The following is a 20894-nucleotide window of genomic DNA, read 5'->3' as shown; positions in this document are numbered from 1 at the left end:
TATATACTATTTCATAATCAACTTCGTATTTGCTATATATATCGTATCCCCGGCACTCAGTTCATATGGCTTACCTGCTTCGAGTTTTTGCTTGAAGTCGTCGTTTTCTTTTTTAAGTCCGGTACCATTGGATGATCCTATATCCTCAATATACCAACAGTTATTGGAAAAATTCATTACTGCATGCTGCCTGCTAACCAAAGATGAGTATGTAGTTTCAGAAAGGTCTATATCAACCTCATTTTCATTAGAATTCTTTCCGATGAGTAATGATACCTTGCCTTTAATACTCCATGTCTTGATGCTGGAACCATCATCATCTACCAATACAACCTTTGTTATATTGGAGCTTGTCGTGCTGGTAAATCCGATTGTGATAACCTTGAACACTCCAAAACATACAATCAGCAGAATGGCTGCATAACCCAGATAGTCAAGTATGGGCTTGCCATTATCAACGAAGAATATAAAGTATAGTGTTATCAGAGTTATTACAACTATAAGAATATCAATTATCATAATCCACAGAGCTTTTTTCTTGTCAGAATAAGTCTCCATCTTTTTTTCATTGATATATTTCTTAAAATTATTCTTTACATCGGGTACTTTCCCGCTTTTATTCATAAAGCAACCCCCTCAAAAATAATCGACCTTACTTTTTCCTCTTGAATCCAAAGAATTGTTCAAAAGCTGCTGTGGTATCAAGAGGATTTTTCTTCTTTTCTCTTTGTTTTTCTGTCTCTATATTAACTTTGTTGGTTCTAGGGTTAAACCCGAAAAAACGCTCAAAGCTTCTTTCAACTTCTTCAAAATCAAATTTGGCAGGTTCTTCCGATTCAGATCTGGTGCTTTTCCTTTTGTCCTCCTGCCGATAGGAAGAATCACTGCTGCCATTAAGCTTGGCATCGTATGATTTTCTCTTATCTTCATCACTTAATGTGTCATACGCTTCTTTTATCTCAATAAACTTTTGCTCTGCCTCTTTGTTGCCCTGGTTCAAATCTGGATGGTACTTTTTTGCCAGCTTTTTGTATACTTTTTTTATATCCTCCAAAGTTGCATCTTTTTGAACTCCAAGAACTTCGTAATAGTTTTTCATAACACTGATCCTTTCAAGGCACTTTAGATACTCAACTGTAACAATCAATCAAATTTAATCCACTTCTACCCTTTTAAGTTTAATTCCAATATAATCGCTTCTGATAATACTTTCTACTACATCGAGATTGACAATAATAAAGTTCTCTCGAACTCCACTTACTGAGAATATGTGCTGACAATTTAATTTACTTCTGTCAAGCACCAGTCTCTTTATTGTACCATCCGGATTGAACTCGCTTGATTTAGAGAGACATTCAACCTTTTTAGGCACAACAAGATGGTACAATGAGGTTTCCATATGCTTGGGAACACCTAGTATAACCGGTTTATAAAACTCATCCTTACCATACCTTTCAAATACCTGCTTAATCTTATCGGATATAAGCAAAACAGGTTTTTCAATAATGTCTATAAACTCACTTTCGTCCTTCTCTTTTATGTAAACCATAACGGGGTCGGTATTTAATGCTTCCAAATCTCTGCTTTTAACCAGATCCTTGTCAACTACCTTTGACAATCCTGACGGCTCCGCAAAGTTTATGAATCTTTCGTCCTGTGAAATTATATAGTAATCCATCCTGTTTCACCTGCATTTATAATTTAAGATTAAATAGGCTTTTCACTTCTAATATATTTAAATAATTATTATGTTCTTTCTCTGCTCTTGATCTAATGCCAGTGATTGTGCATCACTGCCGGAAACCATTGCATCCTTAAGATTTGCTTTGTTAAAATTAACATTTTTTAGTATGGCTCCCCTCAAATCACAGCACCTAAGGTCAACATTTTCAAAATTAACACCTTCTAAGTTTGTATTGCATAAAACAGCTCCTGACAATTGGGCATTTTTAAAACTACTTCCTGTAAGATTGCTTCCTGTAAAATCACTATAGGCTAAGTCTATTCCCTCATAATCCCCTTCTGACAGATCCAGATCTTTTAAAATCTCACTGCGGTATCCATATTCATACTTTCCTTCAAGCCATGATTTTATGTCACCAGAGTTTTTAACCCTTCTGTCTTCCTTGTAAACTATACAACTTGATGCTTTATACTCACCTACACTAATATCAACTACTTCTTGCCTTTTTAAGGCTATATACTCATCTAGCTTTACAGCCTCGGGTATTAGCAGCCTTGCAAGATTAACAATATAGTCATTGTAGTATGATATTTCCTTAAACATTATTCTCTCAATATCCGGTTTTAGCACCTTGTTCATATAAAGCTTTCTGCTTTGCTCAAGCTCTTCCATAAACTCATCAAGGTATTTATAAGCCCATGCAGCATCATATTCTACAGTACAATCTGTTTTATCAAGGTAATATAGATCGCTAAATGCGTCTAGACGGTAATTATGTCGTTTTTCCAATATTCTGATTCGCAGAAGAGAAAAACAAATATGAGCTATGCTGTCTTTTATGCCTTCCTGCTGCAGCTTTCCCGCCTTTATGCATAGATTCTTAAAAGCATCCAGCATTCCTTGGGCAAGAATGTTCTTGTTAGTTTCATAGAAACTACTCAGCTCGCCAAGCTTTTTTTCCCTGATTTTTAAAACATAATTATCATTAAAATGCCCTATAGCCTCAAACCTTTTCATAGAAAGCTTCCTTTCTACATAAAACCAAATTTTTAGCATGTATGTTTAGTTTAGTAGATAGGATCTAAAAGGCAGAAACATCTGCCCTTTAAATCCTATTAAACGCTATTCGTTTAAGCTTTGATTACTAAAGTTGCTCATAAGATTACCTTATGCTCCGTATCCGCCTTCAATCTTAACGTCTTTGATGTTTTCCCTCTTCTGCTTGATTATAAGAGTAAATTTACCTTCACCTTCAGTTTCATTGAATTCTTCTATGTAGTCAACACAGAAAGCTTGAGTAAAAGTGTATTCTCTCATAACAAAGCTGCCTGCAGTTTGAGTAACTACAATATTCTTATAAGGCAATGCACTTTCAAGTGTCCATTTAGCCATTTTCTTAGTATCTTCTTCAGCAGCTTGCAATAAATTGCCCCTAATTTCAAGGATTGCTCCAACGTCATGTGACCTTGCGTTTGAATCATCAGGAGTATCTGTTTTGTAAACAACAGACTTTATAACTTTCTCGTCAAGATTAAAGGAATCTCCTCCTCCCCCTATACTTGCAGGTGTTGCAGCTAGTTTAAATGCCATAATTGAACCCTCCTTATTGTTTATAATATTTTTTATATATATTAATACTCAACCAAGCATTAATACCGGTCTTAACATTGATTTTAATTCTTTGTAATCAATACTTCCAGGTTCTTTACATTACCATTGAATGTCAAATCAATCTGGCACATGTTTGTCATTTCATCTATTGAATAATTCAAGTCATCTCCCGGTTGAACAATAGAGTTAATGAATTTATTGTCATTCTTCCAAACTTCCTTCTGGCTCTTCGGATTGTTGCTGAAGAATGATTCTATTTTATCTTGCTTGAAGTCGTTTGATGTGAACCTCAAAATTCTTTCAATATATGTACTAACTGTGGTTTTATAGATGGAATCAAATCCGCTGTCTGTCATAGCAAGGCTTCTGGCTTTATAAACAGTAATCCTCTTTACGTCCTTACCATCAACCTGTGCGTTTTCAGAAGAAAATACAAAACCAAAGCTTCTTTTATTTATTTCATCTTTTATATTATTGGTAAAACCAGTTATTTCCTTAGCCATTGTTGTTACCATTCTTAAGCTATAATCTTCTCTTTCGATATCAAATCTTACGCCTGGATAATTCCTGCTGGCGTTTTTGAAGATTTCCTTAAGGTACTCGGGGCACTGGTATGCACCCACAATACCAGCCGCTACATATGAAGCATCAACATAAACGCCCTGTATCCAAAGCTTCATTATATCTTCTTTTGAGTCGGAAACTTTTACTTTTCCATCCTCTGTTTTTTGAATTATTGTATCAATAACAACGCCCGACTTGTCTTTAGGTATGATTGTAAAGTTAGGCAGACAAGGGATTGCAAACTCACTGTAATCCTGCCTTGTCATCATTTGACACTTATCCATGTATTTATCAACACCCATTGTTGCTAAGTTGTTGAAGGTAGTTTCGTCGTTTGCCTGGAAGTTGAAGAATACCTGCACCCTATATTTTTTAAGTGTCTGCAGCAGTGCTGTAAGGGATTCCATTGTATTTCCTTCCTTTTTAACTTCCTTATTTCCGGCAAATATGGCTCTTCCTATTTTTGGTTTTCCGGCAGACTCTAATTCAATTGCCGGAACGATTCCGAACCAAACAGTATTTGAAAAATCATTTTTTGCATTTACTGTATTGAGGTATGTTTCAAGCCTTGGCATATTGTTGCTTTTTACAGTCATATCAAGCTTATTATTTGATATAATAAGTGAAGGCCTCATTCCTCTAGTCTTTGTGTTGTACTGGTCAAAGAACATCTTCACACCAAGTATCTTTTCAACTAATGGTTTGGATGCTTTTACAAAGTCATCCTTTGCCTTTGTATAAAACTCAAGGTATGCCCTGTAATTTGCAATTTCCCTGTCAATATCAACTTCTGTCAGAGTAGCAGGAAGCGGGCAGAATGTTCTTACCACAAGGTCCTTGACGTAAGAAGAAGGTGAATCGGTAACTGAATCATAGTCTGATTCAAAAATTGTTACAAGACTGTTATTGCTGTTTTCTGAAACGAGCATCAGGGCATTGCTCTCTTCCTTGGGGGCTTCAATTATTTTGAGTTCTCCTGTTTCACCTATTGTAAGCATACCTACCTGCACTGCCTGAGCCTCACCGCCGCCTTCACCGCCGCCTAACAGAAGTCTGGTCTTGATATCTTCTATCGCCAGGGGTAGCATAGCCATAACATTGTTATAATTTTGTCTTGCTTCTTCAAATTTGTAATTGAGTTTGTCTCCTAAATCAAGCTTTTTTGGATCTCCTTCATCAAGCTCCTCATATTTATCAAATAGGTAGTGGATTTCTTTTCTTGCTTGTCTTATGTCATCCATTACCTTTTTGGGAGATATCATATCAAGAACCTTATCGAATCTGAAGTCAACGTTAATGATACCTTGGCTTCTTTTTGTATCAATCAAAGTGAAAAGCATTTTAAGAAAATCGTTATTATGATCAAGTTTAATTTCTGAAATATATTCGGGTGGTATATTCTCAGGTCTTTTCAGTGTATAGACAACCGCACCCTTTCCATCATCAGCGGCTGCATTGAAAAACGAATATACACTCGGTGAGAATTTCTCCAAAAACTCATCGAAGTTTCTGACAAGCAGCTCCCTGTTTATCTCTTTGATTTTTTCGTCATCAAGACTGTCTATTCCCTTAACATCACCCACAAGAGTAAGAAGATCCAATCTTTCCGGGTTGATTTCTTCAAATAGAATGCTTCTATTTGTTTGATTAATGATATCCATTTTTATCCCCCTTAGTTTCTCAAATAATAAAAATCTTTAAGGCAGTGCCTCTGTGATTTTTAACTTCTTCGTATATAAAATGCATTTTGACCATTAAAATCATAAACCGCTGGCAGTAACAACGTCATTCTTATCTTTTTTCTGCTTTAAATAAAGGCTGAATAATCCTTTCCCCGATGACGAAGAATATGTTTCTGAATAGTCCACAATGAAAGCATTAGGAAAAGTTACCTTTCTTACAGTCTTTTTATCTTCTCCTATAACTTCAACATCAACATTTCTGTAAGCCTGGCCGTCGTCAGACGGCAGCAGAGACCAGGAGTATAGACCTATAGTGGATTCTCCATACCCTATCTTTCCCACTATTTCAAGTACATTTCCTACAAAATTTGATTTGGCATCAGAATCATTAGGCGTATCAACCCTGCAGCTTACTGACTCTATACAATGCTCTAGATTAATACCTCCGGATATTGTTACTTTAAAAGGCATATCTCAGCCCCCCCTTATTATTTATTTTAAAATTAATGTTATTTCTTTCTTTTCTGGATTCCATATTGTTTCCAGCCCCAGATTTTCACTTACAAATCTTAATGGAACCATCGTTCTTCCATTAATTATAAAGGGTGCGACATCCAATTTTGTCATAGAACCGTTAATCATTGCATAATCAATATCAACATAAAGCCATATTTCTTTGCCTCCATGTGAAATGGTAACTTTTCTTTCTTTTTCGTTCCATCCGGTCTGTGCTTTTATGATATCTGCTATATATCTTACAGGTATTCCTGTCCTTCCATTCCTTATTGTAGGTGCTACGCCTGCATCCATCTTATACTCTGTGCCGTTAACAGTATAAACCGATTTACCTACATAGAATCGTATAAATGCACCTGTAGTAGGGGCTGGTGTAACTTTCGGATTAACAGTTGCTGTTGGCGATCCATACACAGAAGACGTTACCGTCGGATTGCTAATACCAATATCCTCTTTTGTTAAATCAGTCTTGGTTAGTCTGGCAAAAAGATCTTTTAATAACTTTAGCTTTTCCTTTGGTATATTAGTTGTACTTTTCGTGGTGCCTGTAGTTGTATCTTTGATTGTATCCTTAATATACAATGTGTTTAAGTACAGCTTTTCAATACCCCATGTGTCGGTAAGCTCATTGTTACCTATATACAACTCCTTAAGATTGAGAAGACCATTTATAGAAGAAACGTTTCCAATTAAATTATTGTTTAATTTCAGTACATTAAGCTTTTTCAACTCCTTCAGCGGAGTAATGTCCTTTATTTTATTCCCTGACAAATCCAGAGTAGTTAAACCCTGAAGCCTGCTAATTATGCTGATGTCTGCTATAGCATTACCACTTAGTGTAAGACTTTCAAGATTGGTCAAGTTCTTTAGCGGCTCTATGTTTACTATGCTGTTAGTTGAAAGATCAAGTTTCTTAAGGTTTACCAAATAATTGAGACCTTGGATTGTAAGAATCTTTTTATTGCTTGCATTGAGGTCTGTAATTACTCTTATATCCTTTGGTTCCAACTTTCCCTCAGGTTTTTTTATATTCTCCCTGATGGCCTTTTCAAGATTGCTGTCAAACTTCAAATCAATAGTGATGTCAGTCTGCCTGATATTCTCATAATACTCAGCTATAGGTGCAAAAACGTCCAAATTGGGGTGATTATCCTTTACAAATAACGCAGTTATACCCTTTAAATTTTTAAGGACGGATAAATCACTGATATTGTTGTCTGTCAGGTTCAAGTATGTAAGATTCTCAAAATATTTGAGTTCGTCAACACTATTTATACCTTTTCCAGACAAATCCATTACCAGAACATCCTGTACATCAAATTTGAATATATCCCCTTCAGGCTTTTTAATCAATGCACGAACTGCAGCTTCAAAAGCTTTATCCTTAAATTGAATGGGGGCATACCCATTTACATAAATTCTTTTTTGCTCAGGTACAACATTTACTTCTCCACCAAACTGTTCCACTATATACCTTAGCGGTACCATATATACATCTTTTGGTGTCGCAGGATAAGTCCCCAACACATTAAATGGAACCTGGTGAGAAACCCCGTTTATTATTATAGTTTTGTTACCCCTTGCTATTGTTATCTCCCTATTCAATTTGGAATAAGTAAGTTTAAATGTATCGGTTGAAACAGGCACAGCTTTGATACCAAGTGCGTTACATAGTGCCTCCATCGGAAAATATGTAATCCCGCTAACCTCAACGGGTCCCGGCTCTGCTTTAAGTTCATTGTAATTTAGATATACAGTTTGCTTTGGTGCATCCTCAGCATGGAATACCGTTCCAAAACTGTTTAAACACAATATAAATGCAACCATTGTTACAAGGCTTATAATTGACTTCCTTTTTTTAATTACCATGTTTATCTCTCCTCTAAGCTAATTTATATTATCAAAAAGCAATATGCGGTTTTGTAGGTGTCGGCGTAGGTTTAGGCGTCGGTGTTTTTATCTTGGTTGGGGTCGGTGTCCTAGGCGGCCTTGTTGGTGTTCTGGGTGGTTTTGTTGGAGTTTTAGGCGGTTTTGTATATATTACTTTTTTTGTATTTGTCGGTGTTGGTTTAACTTTTGTTGGCGATGGCTTTGGTGTATTTGTAGCAACAACAATCGGCGTGTTGGTCGATACCTCAGCTGTAGCTACAGTTGGCACCTCAGTGGGAGTTTCGCTTGGCTCCTCGGCTGGCTTTACCACAGGTACTTCCGTAGCCTCAGGTTGCACTTCAGAAGGAACAGGCGTAATATCAGACACAGAGGTAGTCACCGTTGGAGACGGATTAGAACCAGGCACATCTTTGCCCGGAATAATAAATGCCGCTAATAGTATGGCTATAAAATTAACTGCTATCAGCCCTCTAATAATGTTTAAGACTTTTAGGTATTTCTCATTATTATCCATTATATCCCACCTAAATATATAAATTTTATAGCAATTAAGAGTATAACTCCTTTGCATGAATAAGATATGACATTGTCTTCAACCAAACCCTATGTAATATCTGACCATATTTAGTGTATCTAATAAAATATGCTAAATATTGATATTTAACAGCAAAAAAATATAAGAAATTACTATTAAGTGTACGCCAATCTTTGCCGATAATATTATATTTTGTTGATTATGAAAAAATTCTATCATACGCATTTTAACATGTCAATGTGTTCCATATAAGGTATATTTGTATTTTATTTGTATTTTCTTTGTATTAAACTCATAAAAAAAACCCCACATTTGACACGCCAATTATGTTTATTTTTAATTGGCAATCCGCTATGTGAAGCATTACCCTGCAACAATTGACAATTTATTTAATTTATGTTCATAAAGCACTCAACCCTTTAACTGATGTGTGCTGTCACCAGAATATTTATGTTTTCGTTTTTGCCTATAAAATTCTACGTAAGTAAACGCCTTTAAGGGCTTGATTGACGAAAATCTCTTCCTGTAATTGAGAGAAAGATTCTTCATAATTGTCCGTGAATAGCTCCTAGATATCTCATAATTGCAATCCTTAAGTTCCTCAATATCATCTCTAATACGCCTGTCCTGCGAGCTTGGCGGTGTTATTCCGCTTAAATAGTAATATATGGTAGCAGCAACGCTGTAAATATCCGAGAATCTACCTTGCTTTGAGTCCTTGGAATAAAACTCCAATGGTGAATAACCTGGAGTAAAGAATATTTTCTTTGCTTTTTTATCTTTATAGTTTACTGCTGAACCAAAGTCTATTAATACAGGCCCTCTGTCTTTATTTATAATTATATTGGCCGGCTTAATATCTCTGTGTATTATACCCTTTTTATGAACATGATCAACTGCATCTATCAAAGGTATAAACAGTTCTTTAAACAGATTTGGAATAGATATCACCTTTTCATCCTTCATATGTTTGTTAAGAGTTTTTCCTTCACAATACTCCAAAACAATGTAACCTGTATCGTTTTCCTTAAACTCATCAATACATCGTATTATATTCTTATGATTAAACTTTTTTAGAATTGTCCCCTCATTTAAAAAGCCCTCCACCGCCTCGTCATATACCTTTTTATATGACGGCATCCTGTAGACCAAAGTCCTCCCATCCATGTCTCTTAAAACTTTGCCCTTCGGATAATATTCCTTTACTATGCATTCCAAACCGCATGTTATATCCTCACACAAGTATACTATGGACAAATCGCTGACATGCAGTTCTTTTTTGATTTTGTAACGTTCCTTAAGTATAACTCCTTCTTGAAGCCATTCATACTCCATTTAAGCCCTTACCTCCATCGAACCGCCCATTATGGCAAAGTTTACTATAACTCAATAATAACTTTGACACATCACTAAGTCAATATACTAAGGCATGAATGAAGAATAGATAATGATTGTACAATAACCATGGGTTTTGTAAAAAGATTATACAAAAATCGTACAATGCAAAAAATATTGATAAATTTGTAAAATATGATAAAATTAATTCAAATAGATGGAAACATTACCGTTGTTTAGATCATAAAAGTTACTATATGAAAAGTATCATTGATTTTACATTTGGCGGAGCAACTTTTCATATTTATAAAATATTTATATAAATTTTTTTGAAGAAATGGAGGGAGTAATATGTCAAATATTATTGCTGGTCACGAGATACAGATATTGCCATACGATATTCATCCCACTGAACTCACCATTGTACGCAGAATCAACGAACACGTTCGTGTTAACTTTACGGCTATTGTTCCGGAAGGCCAAAAGGATAAGTATATACAGATGACTGATATACAGTCCAAGATTGAAATCAATCATAATGGGAAATCTTCATCTACGCAGCTTTTTAAGGGCATTGTAACTAATATTGAAGTCAGATCTTTCAGGGATGTGTTCTATCTTGAGGTTGAAGCCGTTTCCTATACATATAACCTTGACATAAAACTTATAAGACGCTCCTTCCAGGATAAAAGTATGGCATACACCGACCTTGTGAGAGATGTTATTAAGGATTACTCCGGTGCAGACTTTATAGATGAGGCAGCAAAAGCCTCCAAGCTTGACAAATTTATCATCCAGTACGATGAGACCGATTGGGAATTTTTAATTCGAATGGCTTCGCGATTTAATACAGGACTTGTTCCCGATCCAATATCTGATAAACCTAAATTCTGGTTTGGGGTGCCTCAGGGAGGAAGCAAGGAGCTTGATGAATTTAATTTCAGTGTATCAAAGAAAATAAGTGATTTTAGATATTCGTCGGAAAACTTCATAGAAGGCATTGACGATAAGGATTTTATCTATTACAAGGTGGAAACAGATAAAGTATTAAACATAGGGGATTCTGTGAACTTCCAGAAAAAAGCCCTCTATGTATGCGAATCCATCGGCGAACTTATCGACGGCGTATTTAAACATGAATATACACTATGTCCTAAAAAAGGTTTAAGCCAGGATCTTATATTGAATGAAAAGGCAGTGGGCTGCTCGGTAGAGGGAAAGGTAATCGAAATAAAGGAAGACAATATAAAAGTCCATCTGGAAATTGATGAAAAGCAGCCTAAGGATAAGGCTTTCTGGTTTCCCTATTCAACGGCTTATACCACCGAAGGAAACACTGGATGGTACTGTATGCCGGAGCTTGAAGACCGCGTGAAATTGTATTTTCCTACGAATAAGGAAGAAGAGGGAGTTGTTACAGATTCAGTAAGAAGGCGAACAAAGGGCGGAGACTTTATAAAGGACCCTGATGTTAAGATATTCAGAACCAAGTTTGGTAAGCAAATACTGTTTAATGATAAGGAGATCATCATATCTGCCAAAGATGGTGAGGTTCTTATAAAACTTATCGAGGATAAAGGCATCGAAATATATAGTAAAAAGGATATTAAAATAGTTGCAGATAAAGGAATCTCCATGGAGTCAAAACAAACAATACAGATATCTGCAAATACAGGTATCGGAATCAAATGCAAAAACAGCCTGATTGAAATGAACGGGGTCACTACAATAAAAGGCGATCAGGTTAAGACCAACTAAGGATTATATTGAAAGTGATAAATACTATTTTAAGGAAGAATAGATATGGAAGACATGACTAACTTGAAGGATGTAATAATCCCTGAGAGATTAAGCAAAATGAAGGACTTGCAGCAGCATAAGCTTTTAAATGACATCATGAGGGATTTCCTTACAAACCTTATAGATTACCAGGACAGTGCCAACAAAAAGCTTGTCGAAAGGGTTTTCAGCGAAATCCAGGATGATGAAAGCAGATATGATGTCTTTGTTACAATTGCAAGCAAAGAAAATGTTAGTCCTATAGACGAATTCTTGTTTCCTGTTTTCCCTGAAGAATTAGAAATTAAAGAGATTAATTCTTTAGATATACTTGATGGAATAAAAAAGGGTGAAGACATAAAGCTCTCAACTATATTTCTTAAGTGCAGCTATACTGAAATTAGAGAAATAGCCAAGAGTGCCCGTAAATATTCCGGTGAGATTATCACAGACAGCAAGAAATACAGGATTAAGGTAAAGCTTGTTCACAACAAAACCTATTCAGATGAAGTTGAAAATATATATAACATTTTCCAAAAAAACAGTATAGCCTGGAAAACACTTAATAATCCATACCTCAATAAGTTTTTTGATGTAATACTTACAGGCTGTGAAGGTATGATCAATGAAGACGAGGAAATACAGGAGATCAACTTTAACCTGGAAGAATATGAACAGTACAGGCTGTCTGATGTGGTCCTTATGTGGAATATTCAGAAGTTAAACCTTAAAAGCGATGGTTTCCCAATGCCTGCCATAGATAATGTCAACTTTGAACATGCCATATCATTAAATAAACTTGGATATGAAAACGGTTATCTGGTAGATGTGAATGAGGCCCTTGTAAAATATATTAAGCGAACTGAAGAGGAACTAATCATCATATCCCCCTTGGAGCTGGCAAGCACCTGGGATATACTTAAGATTGCACAAAATCCCGAGGAAGAAAAACGCAAAACCAAACATGAACTGGTATCCAACCGTCGTAGAGCAGGTTTCATAAATAGATTTGCTCAAAAACAGAATTCACTCATAAGGACCAAGGGTGAAATAGCCAGGATAGCCAATTCTTTTGATGTATCAAAATACTTTGAGCTTATCAGTATAGAAATACTTCCCGGTAAAATAGGATCATCAACAACCTATGATCTAAATGCATTTATAGTAGATGATATCCGAATCGGCAATGACAAAAAGATCATGCACTTAAAATTCAGGTCGGATTATATGGACAATTACTTGATTCATGACCATTTAAGCTTTATAGTGTCTGAGATCCAGATGTATTTTCCCGAATATGAATGTAAAGGGGAGCTTGTATGAATTATATCTGGGATATTATCATAAAAGCACGACAGCTCGGAATAGATGAGACAAAAATCAAGTTTTTAGCTGCTAAAAGTTATTCTCCATACATGGAGCTCAGCAACGAAAATATAAATTTTAAGGATGTCCAACAGGAAGTAGAATTAAACCCATACTACAGATTTTATGAAATTTTCAAATACTTTTTCAGCCTAGACAATTTTGAGGACATAGAGCTTAGGGAAACCCTATTTGATGTAACTATTCACTTCCTTACAAGCATAGACCTCATGTCGGGCATGAACAAAAGAGAGTTCTACTCCAGATTTGTCATAAAGGACATTGACAATGGGCTCTTTGGTAGGGAAATCAAAGAAGGCTTTCAATTATTTGAAAGGATGGATAGAATAATCATAGCCCAAAATATTATAAGGCTGTATATTACCGGAGAAGGACTATATCTTTTGAAGGATACTGTGAGAAGGATTTTTCATAAATCCACGATTTATGCCAATTATGAAACAATTGATGAATTGCTGTTCTATATACCTTATGCTAGAAATGAGCTTAATGTTGACAAGTTTGAATTTATAAAGGACATATTTCTGCCTATCAAGTTCCGTGCTGAAGTGTACTGGATGGATCATTTCGGGATTATAGGAACAGATGAAACCATGAAAATAGATAATATCGCACTATATTAATTCTTATAAAATGCTTATATTTTGAGGGGGGATTTTTATTACTATTATATATAAAGATGGCATAAAAAGATTATATAAAAGAGCTGAGCTTATGGAGATGACCACCTACCAGCTTCGTAACATCTGTTACGACGAGAGACTTATCACAGGTATTGCTGATAACCTTGATAGGGAAAGACTCATATCTACCATATTAAAATACAGAAGTGCCGAGGAAAGCCTCCTTATCAAAGAATATAGGGAAATCGGCTTTGAAAAGATCAATAAAATAATCAAGACATACTTGGTTACTCCCCTTCAGGATAAGGAAAAGATCAAGATACCTGCTAAAATAACTCTATATAATGATATGGGTCTAAAAAAAGAAGATATGTACAGGATTGAGATTGAAAACGATATTGAGGAATCCAATGTACTTCTCATTAATGAAAATAACAATCTTTGCGGAATTTTTAATCTTGTAAAGGATCCTACAAAAGAAAATATTTACTTTCTTGTTGTAGAGAACAATCTCAAGATTGAGAAAATAAATAGCAGAAATTATAGCTTTCTATTCTTCAAAAAAGATGATTCGGAGTACCTTTATAAAGTCTATTATTCAGACAAGCCTCTTCCTACGCCAAATCTCCAGTACTATAAAATTCCTGTAATAGACCTGGAGTTTAAAGAGCTTGAAGAAACCGACACAGTTCTTGCAATTGACTTCGGTACCTCCAATACCACAGCAGGTGCCTTTTTGAGCAGCAGCTACGTATCTTCACCATGTTATAATGATATTTTGAATGAACGCATAAAGCTAAATGAAATTAATGTTGTAAAGTTTCTGGATGTAACGAAAAAAGACGAGAAATGGGTAGAAATCATACCTACACTGGTCTACGTAGCGGACTGTTTGGATTCTCAGAATGTTAAATACATATATGGATATGAAGCAAAAAACATTCTAAGAAGGTTTGATTATACCGGCAAAGCCAGTTTTTTTCAGGGCATTAAAAGATGGGTCAACAATTATCATAAAATGGAAGAAATATACGATGATAGGGGACGCACTGCATTAGTAAGCAGGGGCGATATAATAAGGTCCTATATTAAACATATTATTCAGACTGCCGAGCATCAGTTTAAATGCAAATTCAAAAACATACATATATCCAGCCCTGTAAAGCTCAAACAGCAGTTCTTAGAAATGTTCCAGGAAATTGTCCCTGAGTACAGGCTTGAAATCGAAGATGCCCTTGATGAAGGTATTGCAGTTTTATATAATACAATTGCCGACCAGATTGATAAGAACAAGTGTATTGACGGAGATGAATACAATGCACTGATAATAGACTGCGGAGGCGGAACTACCGACCTGTCCTCCTGTTCTTTCAGGATTGAGGAAGGCTATATTTCCTATAAAATTGATATTAACACAACCTATGAAAATGGTGACACCAATTTCGGAGGTAACAATATAACATACAGAATACTGCAGTTTATGAAAATTCTTTTTGCACAATATTACAAAAATAAAAATGAGGTTTTTGACATTGACCATCTCATCGACCTTCCAAGTGGTGATATATTTAGATACGTTGACGAATATGGTGTTTCCATGGTATATGAGAGGTTTGAGCAATTCTACAATGAGGCAGAAAAAGTAATTCCTACAAAATTTAAAGAATACGAAAACAAATTAGGTGAAGATTATCAGCGTGTCAAAAACAATTTCTACTTCCTCTGGGAAATCGCTGATAATATGAAAAAGGAATTCTTCCAAAAAACCAACATACTCAGAAACAAGTTTAATTGTACCGATATAGACGGCCAGGAAAGCGACCTACATATCACCACCCTTAATAAATGGTGTATTTCAATAATAGATAAAGGTACTTTCAAGACGGTATATGATGTTCCTGATATTGTATTTAATATAAAAGAAATCAACAAGCTTATAAAAGGCGATATATACGAAATTGTAAGAAAGTTTTTGGATACCTTTTACCAGAACAGAAAACTGCAGGACTATTCCATAATAAAACTTACAGGACAATCTTGTAGAATAGATATTTTTAAAGAAGCATTAAAGGAATTTGTGCCGGGTAGGAGCATAGAGTTCAAGCAAAGGAAGGAAGAAGACGAGAGCATTCCTGACCTTAAGCTATCCTGCTTAAGAGGAGTTTTACGTTATCTCAATTCCAAGAAGATCGGAGATATTGAGGCTGTCATAAGGAATAATGTTCCTGTTATACCTTACTCTGTTAGTGCTCTCACCTTCAATAAGCAGGAGAAATTGCTCATATGCAGCTTAGACAAGGTAACTCAGGCAAGAGGCTATATATCAAGGCCAATTGGAGTATTGGAAATAGAGTTTTCATTAAAGAGCCATGAAGGTGCTTTAAGGCAAAAGTATATATATAAGAACGATTTTAACGACTATAGACGAATCCTGCCTGAAGAAGTAACACAGGAGTACCATGGAAAAATAATGCAAGAAGACACAGATACAATACACAACGGTGAGGTTCGGTTCTTCCTATATGCTCACGATAGAAACTGGGGATTCCATGTAGTACCGATTGCCAGAAAGGAAGATCATCTCTATATCGGCAAAAAGAAGTTCTTTGCCTTTGAAGATGATTTATCCGAACTTGATTTCTTTGACGGTTTAAAATAGTAATACGGCTGAGGGAGGAGTTTTAATTGTTTTCGAATATTTTCCCTAACTTTGGAAAGGGCAGAATACTAAAAAAAGAGATGTTGGAGAATTTAAGGGATTTTCCAAGAGACTTTTTCGACATCTATTTTAAAGAATACTCAAATGGCATAATTGGAGGTACCGATATACATATAGGTGGCAACAACATCACCGTCAAAAGCGGTATTATTAAGCATCACGGTCGGATATATATGCTTACAGGCCAGCACGAATTTCCCTATTACAACACAAACAAGGAAGTTGTGATAAAGGTAAAATTCCTTGGTGACAGCTCTGAAGGAGACTTTAGCACATATAAAACCAAAATTTTTATAGACGATGTAATTGAAAAAAGCGATGATGAGCTGGAACTGGGTAGATTTAAGCTTCGTGAAGGTGCAATATTAAGGTCTGTTTACACTGACTTTTATGATTTTGCTACCGAGTTTAATACTGTTAATATAATAAATGCTGAGTATTCGGGATATAGTAAAAGCACCCTTAGCCCTGAAATATTAAGATATTTTTCAAGGATAGTTCTAAAGCACAACTCTGAAAACATATATGATGTCAGCTTTGCAATGCATTGTATAAGTGAAAATGAAGTTACCAGGGATATGATTCTGTATTACATAGCCAATCGTCTAAAAATGGAGTATAAGGATTATACCAATTTGCAGATTTATAAGCATTTAACAACAATTGTTAAAGAAATTGAAAGCGGCATAAAGAGGGTTGAATCACGCCCTAACAGGCCAAATAGAATAATTGTGGATTAATGCAGGCTGGGAGAAATTCTCCCAGCTTTCTTTATGAGAAAAACTATTATATATTTTATTATATTAAAAGTGTTGATAAATTTAATAGATTTATCACTTTAACTTAGCTATCAAAGCACAATCTCGAGCTTTATGAGCTTCGCCAGCACCTTAACGTCCTTCTTAAACAGAGTAGTCGTTACAAGGCTTCCCCTATTGCTTACAACAAGAAACTTTGAAGCGTCTATAGATTTAATTTGCCTTACAACCCTTCTCCCATTTATCTCAACAAAATAGATTCCGTCTTTTTCAAATTCATGAGTGCTGTGACACAATGAAACATCGCCCTTACCTATCCTAAAACCTGCCATGTCATCATCCTCTATGGACAAATAAAACACCTTATCCTTGGGATAGCCTTCAACCTTATTGGAAATTATGGGCATCTTCTTAGTATCCATAGCCTTGTCCATCTTATAATTGTATACCGGAACCGCTGCTAAAACTCCTGCCAATGCATCGTTCCAAACATCCTGCACAGGCTTTTCAACTATCCTGACTACTTTAGGATCAGGTTCAGGCTTGTTATATTTTTCATCATCGTATAAGTCAACCTTGCTTATTTCTTTCCTCAATGCCTTTGATATTTTATTTACCAGTTCCTCACTCAATATTTTTTTGCCTGATTCAACATCAATGATATAGGCTTCCGACACGCCAACAATTTTTGCAAGCTGCTTGTGTGTCATACCGACTTCCTTTCTCAGCCTGCTGATTTCATTACCTAGTCTACTCATATATATTCTCCTAGTTTAACGATATTTGTTTATACTGCTGCATTTCATCAATACGTATTATAATTTATTATCAAATTAGTTGTAATTAAACGAAAACTCTATTTCAATAACCATTATATTTTAAAAAAGTATCCCGTTCAAGATACTTGTCCTAGTCATGACTAAAATATTCTTTTTTCTACTAAATTAATATTCCCATAAATAAACTCAATTGGATTTAAAATGACAGAATTTTAATGAAAATAAGTAATTTTTTCGTTGAATTAAAATTTATTATATGGTATTTTTAAAATTACGATTGGATGGATAAAACATGAATTCCAGGAATATACTGCCTAATACAAAATTGTAATGCATATAAATACTAAGGGCTTTTGAAAATACATAATACATTTTGTAGCAAAACATATATGGCAACAATTGCAAGGAATATACTAATTATAATTTTTAAGGAGGAGTAACAATGATTTTGAAAAAAGGTTTTGTTAAGTATTTGTGTTTTATTCTATCAAGCATCCTGATTGTGAGCATGATGTCCACTGTCAATCTATGGGCAGTTACAGAAAATACTAAGGCTGTCATTGCTCATGATACTTCGTCATCAACAAAAGTGCCTGTGGATGAGAATGGTCTTGATTCACAGAAAAGAATGGTTTCTTACTTCGGATCACCTATTATTGACGGTGATATAGATGATGTTTGGAATAATGCACAAGAGGTTAAACCACAATGCATAATAGGCAATGTTTATGCTTCAGCCACTTTTAAATCCTTATGGGATGACAATGCTTTGTATGTCCTTGCAGAAGTAAAGGACGAATATTTGTCTGTACAATCCTCTAATCTATATATGCAAGATTCAGCAGAAATCTTTTTAGATGAGAAAAATGACAAAACTGTAGACTATAATGTTGATGATTTGCATTTTAGAGTAAATTATGAAAATTCCCCTTCCTCTGATATCGGTGATATAGAACGGTTTTACACTGGCACTAAAAAAACTGATGATGGCTATTTGATTGAAGCAAGAATTGCATTGAAGGACAAGCCTTCAAATGGAAAAGTTCTTGGATTGGATTTACAGATTAATGATGGACTAGGTCCAAACAGAGTCGGTACCATTAATGTTTTTGATTCTACAGGCAATGGTTGGAGAGACACCAGTGTATTTGGAGCAGTCTTGCTTACCGGAAAGGCAGATGGTGCAGTCAGTGGAGTGAATCCTTATAACCTTATGAATCTTATTAATAGTGCGAAAAAAATTGATTTTACACGTTATACAAATGAAAGTGTAGTAACAGATGCAATAAAAAAAGCAGAAGAAGTTGTTGCAAAAGAAAATGTCACTCAGAAGGAAATTGATGATGAATTAGAAGCCTTAAAGACAGCTATTGGTAAGCTAATTCTGACAGAAGAAGCAGCTAACGAAAAAGAATTTAAGTTGGTTCCTGATGAATATAGAGCAGATAATGAACAGCAAGGAACTATTGAAAAATTAGAGTATAGCGTAACTAATGCAGTTTATTCAGAAATAAAGGACACTAAATATCTAAATGTATACCTCCCTTACGGATATAACACATCTGATAAGAATAAAAAGTATAACGTTTTATACCTTATGCACGGTGGCGGAGAAAATGAGAATTTAGTATTCGGTGGACCTGGTGAGAGAAAAGAACTGATGAAAATCCTTGATAATATGATTGCAAAGGGAGATATTGAGCCACTTATAGTTGTAACACCTTCATTTTATGGTGGTAAAAATGATGTGGCATATTTTTATCAGGAATTGACCGATACAGTTATTTCCTTGGTTGAAACAAAATATAATACCTATTTACCATCAGCAAGTTTGCAGGGTATTAAGGCTTCAAGAGATCATCGAGCTTTTGGCGGATTCTCAATGGGTTCGGTATGTACATGGTACACGTTTATTAACTGTATTGACTATATCAAATATTTTATGCCGTTAAGCGGTGACTGTTGGGCACTGGGTCAGAAAGCTGGAGATAGTGACGCTCAGAAAACAGCAGAGTATCTGAATAGCATTCCTAAAAATGCTGGTTATACTGCACCTAAAGATTTTAAGGTGTTCTGTGCTACAGGTAAAATGGATCCTGCATATAATAACATGAAACCTCAGATAGATGCTTTAAAACAATTAAAGGATAGTTTCATATATTCGTCAGATACAACAAAAGGTAATTTCTATTTTATTGTAAGCGAAAATGGCACACATAATTGGAGTTTTATAAATCAGTACATCTATGACATATTACCTGATGTATTTAAAGATGAAAAATTAGCTCCTGTTCCAACTAGTACTATTGTTCCAACCAGCACTCCTACAACCAGTACTAACTCAGGCGGATCACAAGTCAATAATCAAACTTCCACTTCAACTCCAACTGCTACACCAACTGCAACTGCTACACCTACACCCGGTACAAAAACAGAGGAAAATAAGCCAAAACCGGCAGTTGGTTTTAATGACATATTGAATCACTGGGCAAAAGATTTCATAAACGATTTGATAGCAAAGAATATCTTAAGCGGCTATGAGGACGGTACAATCAGACCTGATAAAAACATATCAAGGGCTGAACTTACAGTAACTGTACTTAAAGCGATGGGATTAAAGCCATCTGAAAAGCCCGCATTGGATTTTGCCGACAAAAACAGTATTCCTTCATGGGCGGCAGGCTATATAGCATTGGCTAAAGAAAAAGGCATTATATTGGGATTTGATGATAAAACATTCAAACCTGATAAGAATTGCAGCAGACAAGAAGCAGTAACCATTATCATGAAAGCATTTAATCTTGGGGAATCAAATAATAAGCTAAAGTTTATAGATGCAAAAGATATATCAGACTGGGCATACAAGTTTGTAGCAAAATCCACTGAGTCCCAAATTGTCAATGGATATGAGGACAATACATTTAAACCCGGCAAAAGCATTACCAGAGCTGAAATATTTACTGTACTATCCAAGTGTTTGAAAAATAAAACCATATAGCGGACTTTTGTTTCCTTCAAAACCATCGTGAGCAA

Annotated in this window: 17 protein-coding genes; 6 read left to right on the top strand and 11 right to left on the bottom strand. The window is 35.3% G+C overall.

Features of this window, described 5'->3' with window-relative positions:
• Window positions 1–6: 6 nt before the first annotated feature.
• The 10 genes from VIO64_RS15505 to VIO64_RS15460 all read right to left on the bottom strand — a co-directional run bounded on the left by VIO64_RS15505 (window position 7) and on the right by VIO64_RS15460 (window position 9817).
• On the bottom strand, window positions 7–624 hold the full coding sequence (locus tag VIO64_RS15505; protein ID WP_331919849.1) for an FHA domain-containing protein: 618 nt from the start codon (window positions 622–624) through the stop codon (window positions 7–9).
• Between the two features lie 28 nt (window positions 625–652).
• A complete protein-coding gene (locus VIO64_RS15500; RefSeq protein ID WP_331919847.1) occupies window positions 653–1147 on the bottom strand; it encodes a DnaJ domain-containing protein in 495 nt (164 codons plus the stop codon).
• A gap of 6 nt (window positions 1148–1153) precedes the next feature.
• The gene (locus tag VIO64_RS15495) at window positions 1154–1678 is read right to left on the bottom strand and encodes a hypothetical protein (protein ID WP_331919845.1); all 525 of its coding nucleotides are present in this window, start codon (window positions 1676–1678) and stop codon (window positions 1154–1156) included.
• A gap of 57 nt (window positions 1679–1735) precedes the next feature.
• Window positions 1736–2701, bottom strand: a complete 966-nt coding sequence (locus VIO64_RS15490; RefSeq protein WP_331919843.1) for a pentapeptide repeat-containing protein — start codon at window positions 2699–2701, stop codon at window positions 1736–1738.
• A 150-nt stretch (window positions 2702–2851) separates the two neighbouring features.
• Window positions 2852–3274 carry a type VI secretion system tube protein TssD gene (tssD, locus tag VIO64_RS15485; protein ID WP_331919841.1) on the bottom strand — a complete coding sequence of 141 codons (423 nt, stop codon included), beginning with the start codon at window positions 3272–3274 and terminating at the stop codon, window positions 2852–2854.
• Window positions 3275–3357: 83 nt separating this feature from the next.
• Entirely contained in the window at window positions 3358–5520 is a 2163-nt protein-coding gene (locus VIO64_RS15480; protein WP_331919839.1) for a transcriptional regulator, read from the bottom strand.
• 99 nt (window positions 5521–5619) lie between these two features.
• Window positions 5620–6012, bottom strand: a complete 393-nt coding sequence (locus VIO64_RS15475) for a membrane-associated protease 1 (protein WP_331919837.1) — start codon at window positions 6010–6012, stop codon at window positions 5620–5622.
• 21 nt (window positions 6013–6033) lie between these two features.
• Window positions 6034–7926: a stalk domain-containing protein gene (locus VIO64_RS15470; RefSeq protein WP_331919835.1), complete on the bottom strand. Its 1893-nt coding sequence runs from the start codon at window positions 7924–7926 to the stop codon at window positions 6034–6036.
• A gap of 31 nt (window positions 7927–7957) precedes the next feature.
• Window positions 7958–8461, bottom strand: coding sequence for a hypothetical protein (locus VIO64_RS15465; RefSeq protein WP_331919833.1), 504 nt, complete (start codon window positions 8459–8461; stop codon window positions 7958–7960).
• Between the two features lie 432 nt (window positions 8462–8893).
• Window positions 8894–9817, bottom strand: a complete 924-nt coding sequence (locus VIO64_RS15460; RefSeq protein ID WP_331919831.1) for a serine/threonine-protein kinase — start codon at window positions 9815–9817, stop codon at window positions 8894–8896.
• Between the two features lie 351 nt (window positions 9818–10168).
• Here VIO64_RS15460 and VIO64_RS15455 point away from each other — a divergent pair, with 351 nt between their 5' ends.
• The 5 genes from VIO64_RS15455 (at window position 10169) to VIO64_RS15435 (ending at window position 17064) form a co-directional block, all read left to right on the top strand.
• The gene (locus VIO64_RS15455) at window positions 10169–11575 is read left to right on the top strand and encodes a hypothetical protein (RefSeq protein WP_331919829.1); all 1407 of its coding nucleotides are present in this window, start codon (window positions 10169–10171) and stop codon (window positions 11573–11575) included.
• 45 nt (window positions 11576–11620) lie between these two features.
• On the top strand, window positions 11621–12919 hold the full coding sequence (locus VIO64_RS15450) for a hypothetical protein (RefSeq protein ID WP_331919827.1): 1299 nt from the start codon (window positions 11621–11623) through the stop codon (window positions 12917–12919).
• Window positions 12916–13605, top strand: coding sequence for a hypothetical protein (locus tag VIO64_RS15445; RefSeq protein WP_331919825.1), 690 nt, complete (start codon window positions 12916–12918; stop codon window positions 13603–13605). The genes VIO64_RS15450 and VIO64_RS15445 overlap by 4 nt, the downstream gene beginning before the upstream one ends.
• Before the next feature lie 91 nt (window positions 13606–13696).
• On the top strand, window positions 13697–16264 hold the full coding sequence (locus VIO64_RS15440) for a molecular chaperone (RefSeq protein WP_331919823.1): 2568 nt from the start codon (window positions 13697–13699) through the stop codon (window positions 16262–16264).
• Window positions 16265–16290: 26 nt separating this feature from the next.
• On the top strand, window positions 16291–17064 hold the full coding sequence (locus VIO64_RS15435; RefSeq protein ID WP_331919821.1) for a hypothetical protein: 774 nt from the start codon (window positions 16291–16293) through the stop codon (window positions 17062–17064).
• 110 nt (window positions 17065–17174) lie between these two features.
• Here the strand turns inward: VIO64_RS15435 and VIO64_RS15430 are convergent, their stop codons facing one another.
• Entirely contained in the window at window positions 17175–17840 is a 666-nt protein-coding gene (locus VIO64_RS15430; protein WP_331919819.1) for an XRE family transcriptional regulator, read from the bottom strand.
• Window positions 17841–18303: 463 nt separating this feature from the next.
• Here VIO64_RS15430 and VIO64_RS15425 point away from each other — a divergent pair, with 463 nt between their 5' ends.
• Window positions 18304–20859: a sugar-binding protein gene (locus VIO64_RS15425; RefSeq protein ID WP_331919817.1), complete on the top strand. Its 2556-nt coding sequence runs from the start codon at window positions 18304–18306 to the stop codon at window positions 20857–20859.
• The last annotated feature ends 35 nt before the right edge of the window (window positions 20860–20894 follow it).

This window comes from Pseudobacteroides sp., from assembly GCF_036567765.1.
GTDB lineage: Bacteria > Bacillota > Clostridia > Acetivibrionales > DSM-2933 > Pseudobacteroides.
Note: the sequence above shows the minus strand (reverse complement) of the source record. Positions and strands in the feature narration are given on the sequence as shown.

Coding starts and splice junctions, on each gene's coding strand:
- VIO64_RS15495 (WP_331919845.1), bottom strand. CDS start 1,678: ATGGATTACTATATAATTTCACAGGACGAAAGATTCATAAACTTTGCG.
- VIO64_RS15450 (WP_331919827.1), top strand. CDS start 11,621: ATGGAAGACATGACTAACTTGAAGGATGTAATAATCCCTGAGAGATTA.
- VIO64_RS15505 (WP_331919849.1), bottom strand. CDS start 624: ATGAATAAAAGCGGGAAAGTACCCGATGTAAAGAATAATTTTAAGAAA.
- VIO64_RS15455 (WP_331919829.1), top strand. CDS start 10,169: ATGTCAAATATTATTGCTGGTCACGAGATACAGATATTGCCATACGAT.
- VIO64_RS15465 (WP_331919833.1), bottom strand. CDS start 8,461: ATGGATAATAATGAGAAATACCTAAAAGTCTTAAACATTATTAGAGGG.
- VIO64_RS15430 (WP_331919819.1), bottom strand. CDS start 17,840: ATGAGTAGACTAGGTAATGAAATCAGCAGGCTGAGAAAGGAAGTCGGT.
- VIO64_RS15490 (WP_331919843.1), bottom strand. CDS start 2,701: ATGAAAAGGTTTGAGGCTATAGGGCATTTTAATGATAATTATGTTTTA.
- VIO64_RS15475 (WP_331919837.1), bottom strand. CDS start 6,012: ATGCCTTTTAAAGTAACAATATCCGGAGGTATTAATCTAGAGCATTGT.
- VIO64_RS15470 (WP_331919835.1), bottom strand. CDS start 7,926: ATGGTAATTAAAAAAAGGAAGTCAATTATAAGCCTTGTAACAATGGTT.
- VIO64_RS15460 (WP_331919831.1), bottom strand. CDS start 9,817: ATGGAGTATGAATGGCTTCAAGAAGGAGTTATACTTAAGGAACGTTAC.
- VIO64_RS15440 (WP_331919823.1), top strand. CDS start 13,697: ATGGAGATGACCACCTACCAGCTTCGTAACATCTGTTACGACGAGAGA.
- tssD (WP_331919841.1), bottom strand. CDS start 3,274: ATGGCATTTAAACTAGCTGCAACACCTGCAAGTATAGGGGGAGGAGGA.
- VIO64_RS15480 (WP_331919839.1), bottom strand. CDS start 5,520: ATGGATATCATTAATCAAACAAATAGAAGCATTCTATTTGAAGAAATC.
- VIO64_RS15425 (WP_331919817.1), top strand. CDS start 18,304: ATGATTTTGAAAAAAGGTTTTGTTAAGTATTTGTGTTTTATTCTATCA.
- VIO64_RS15445 (WP_331919825.1), top strand. CDS start 12,916: ATGAATTATATCTGGGATATTATCATAAAAGCACGACAGCTCGGAATA.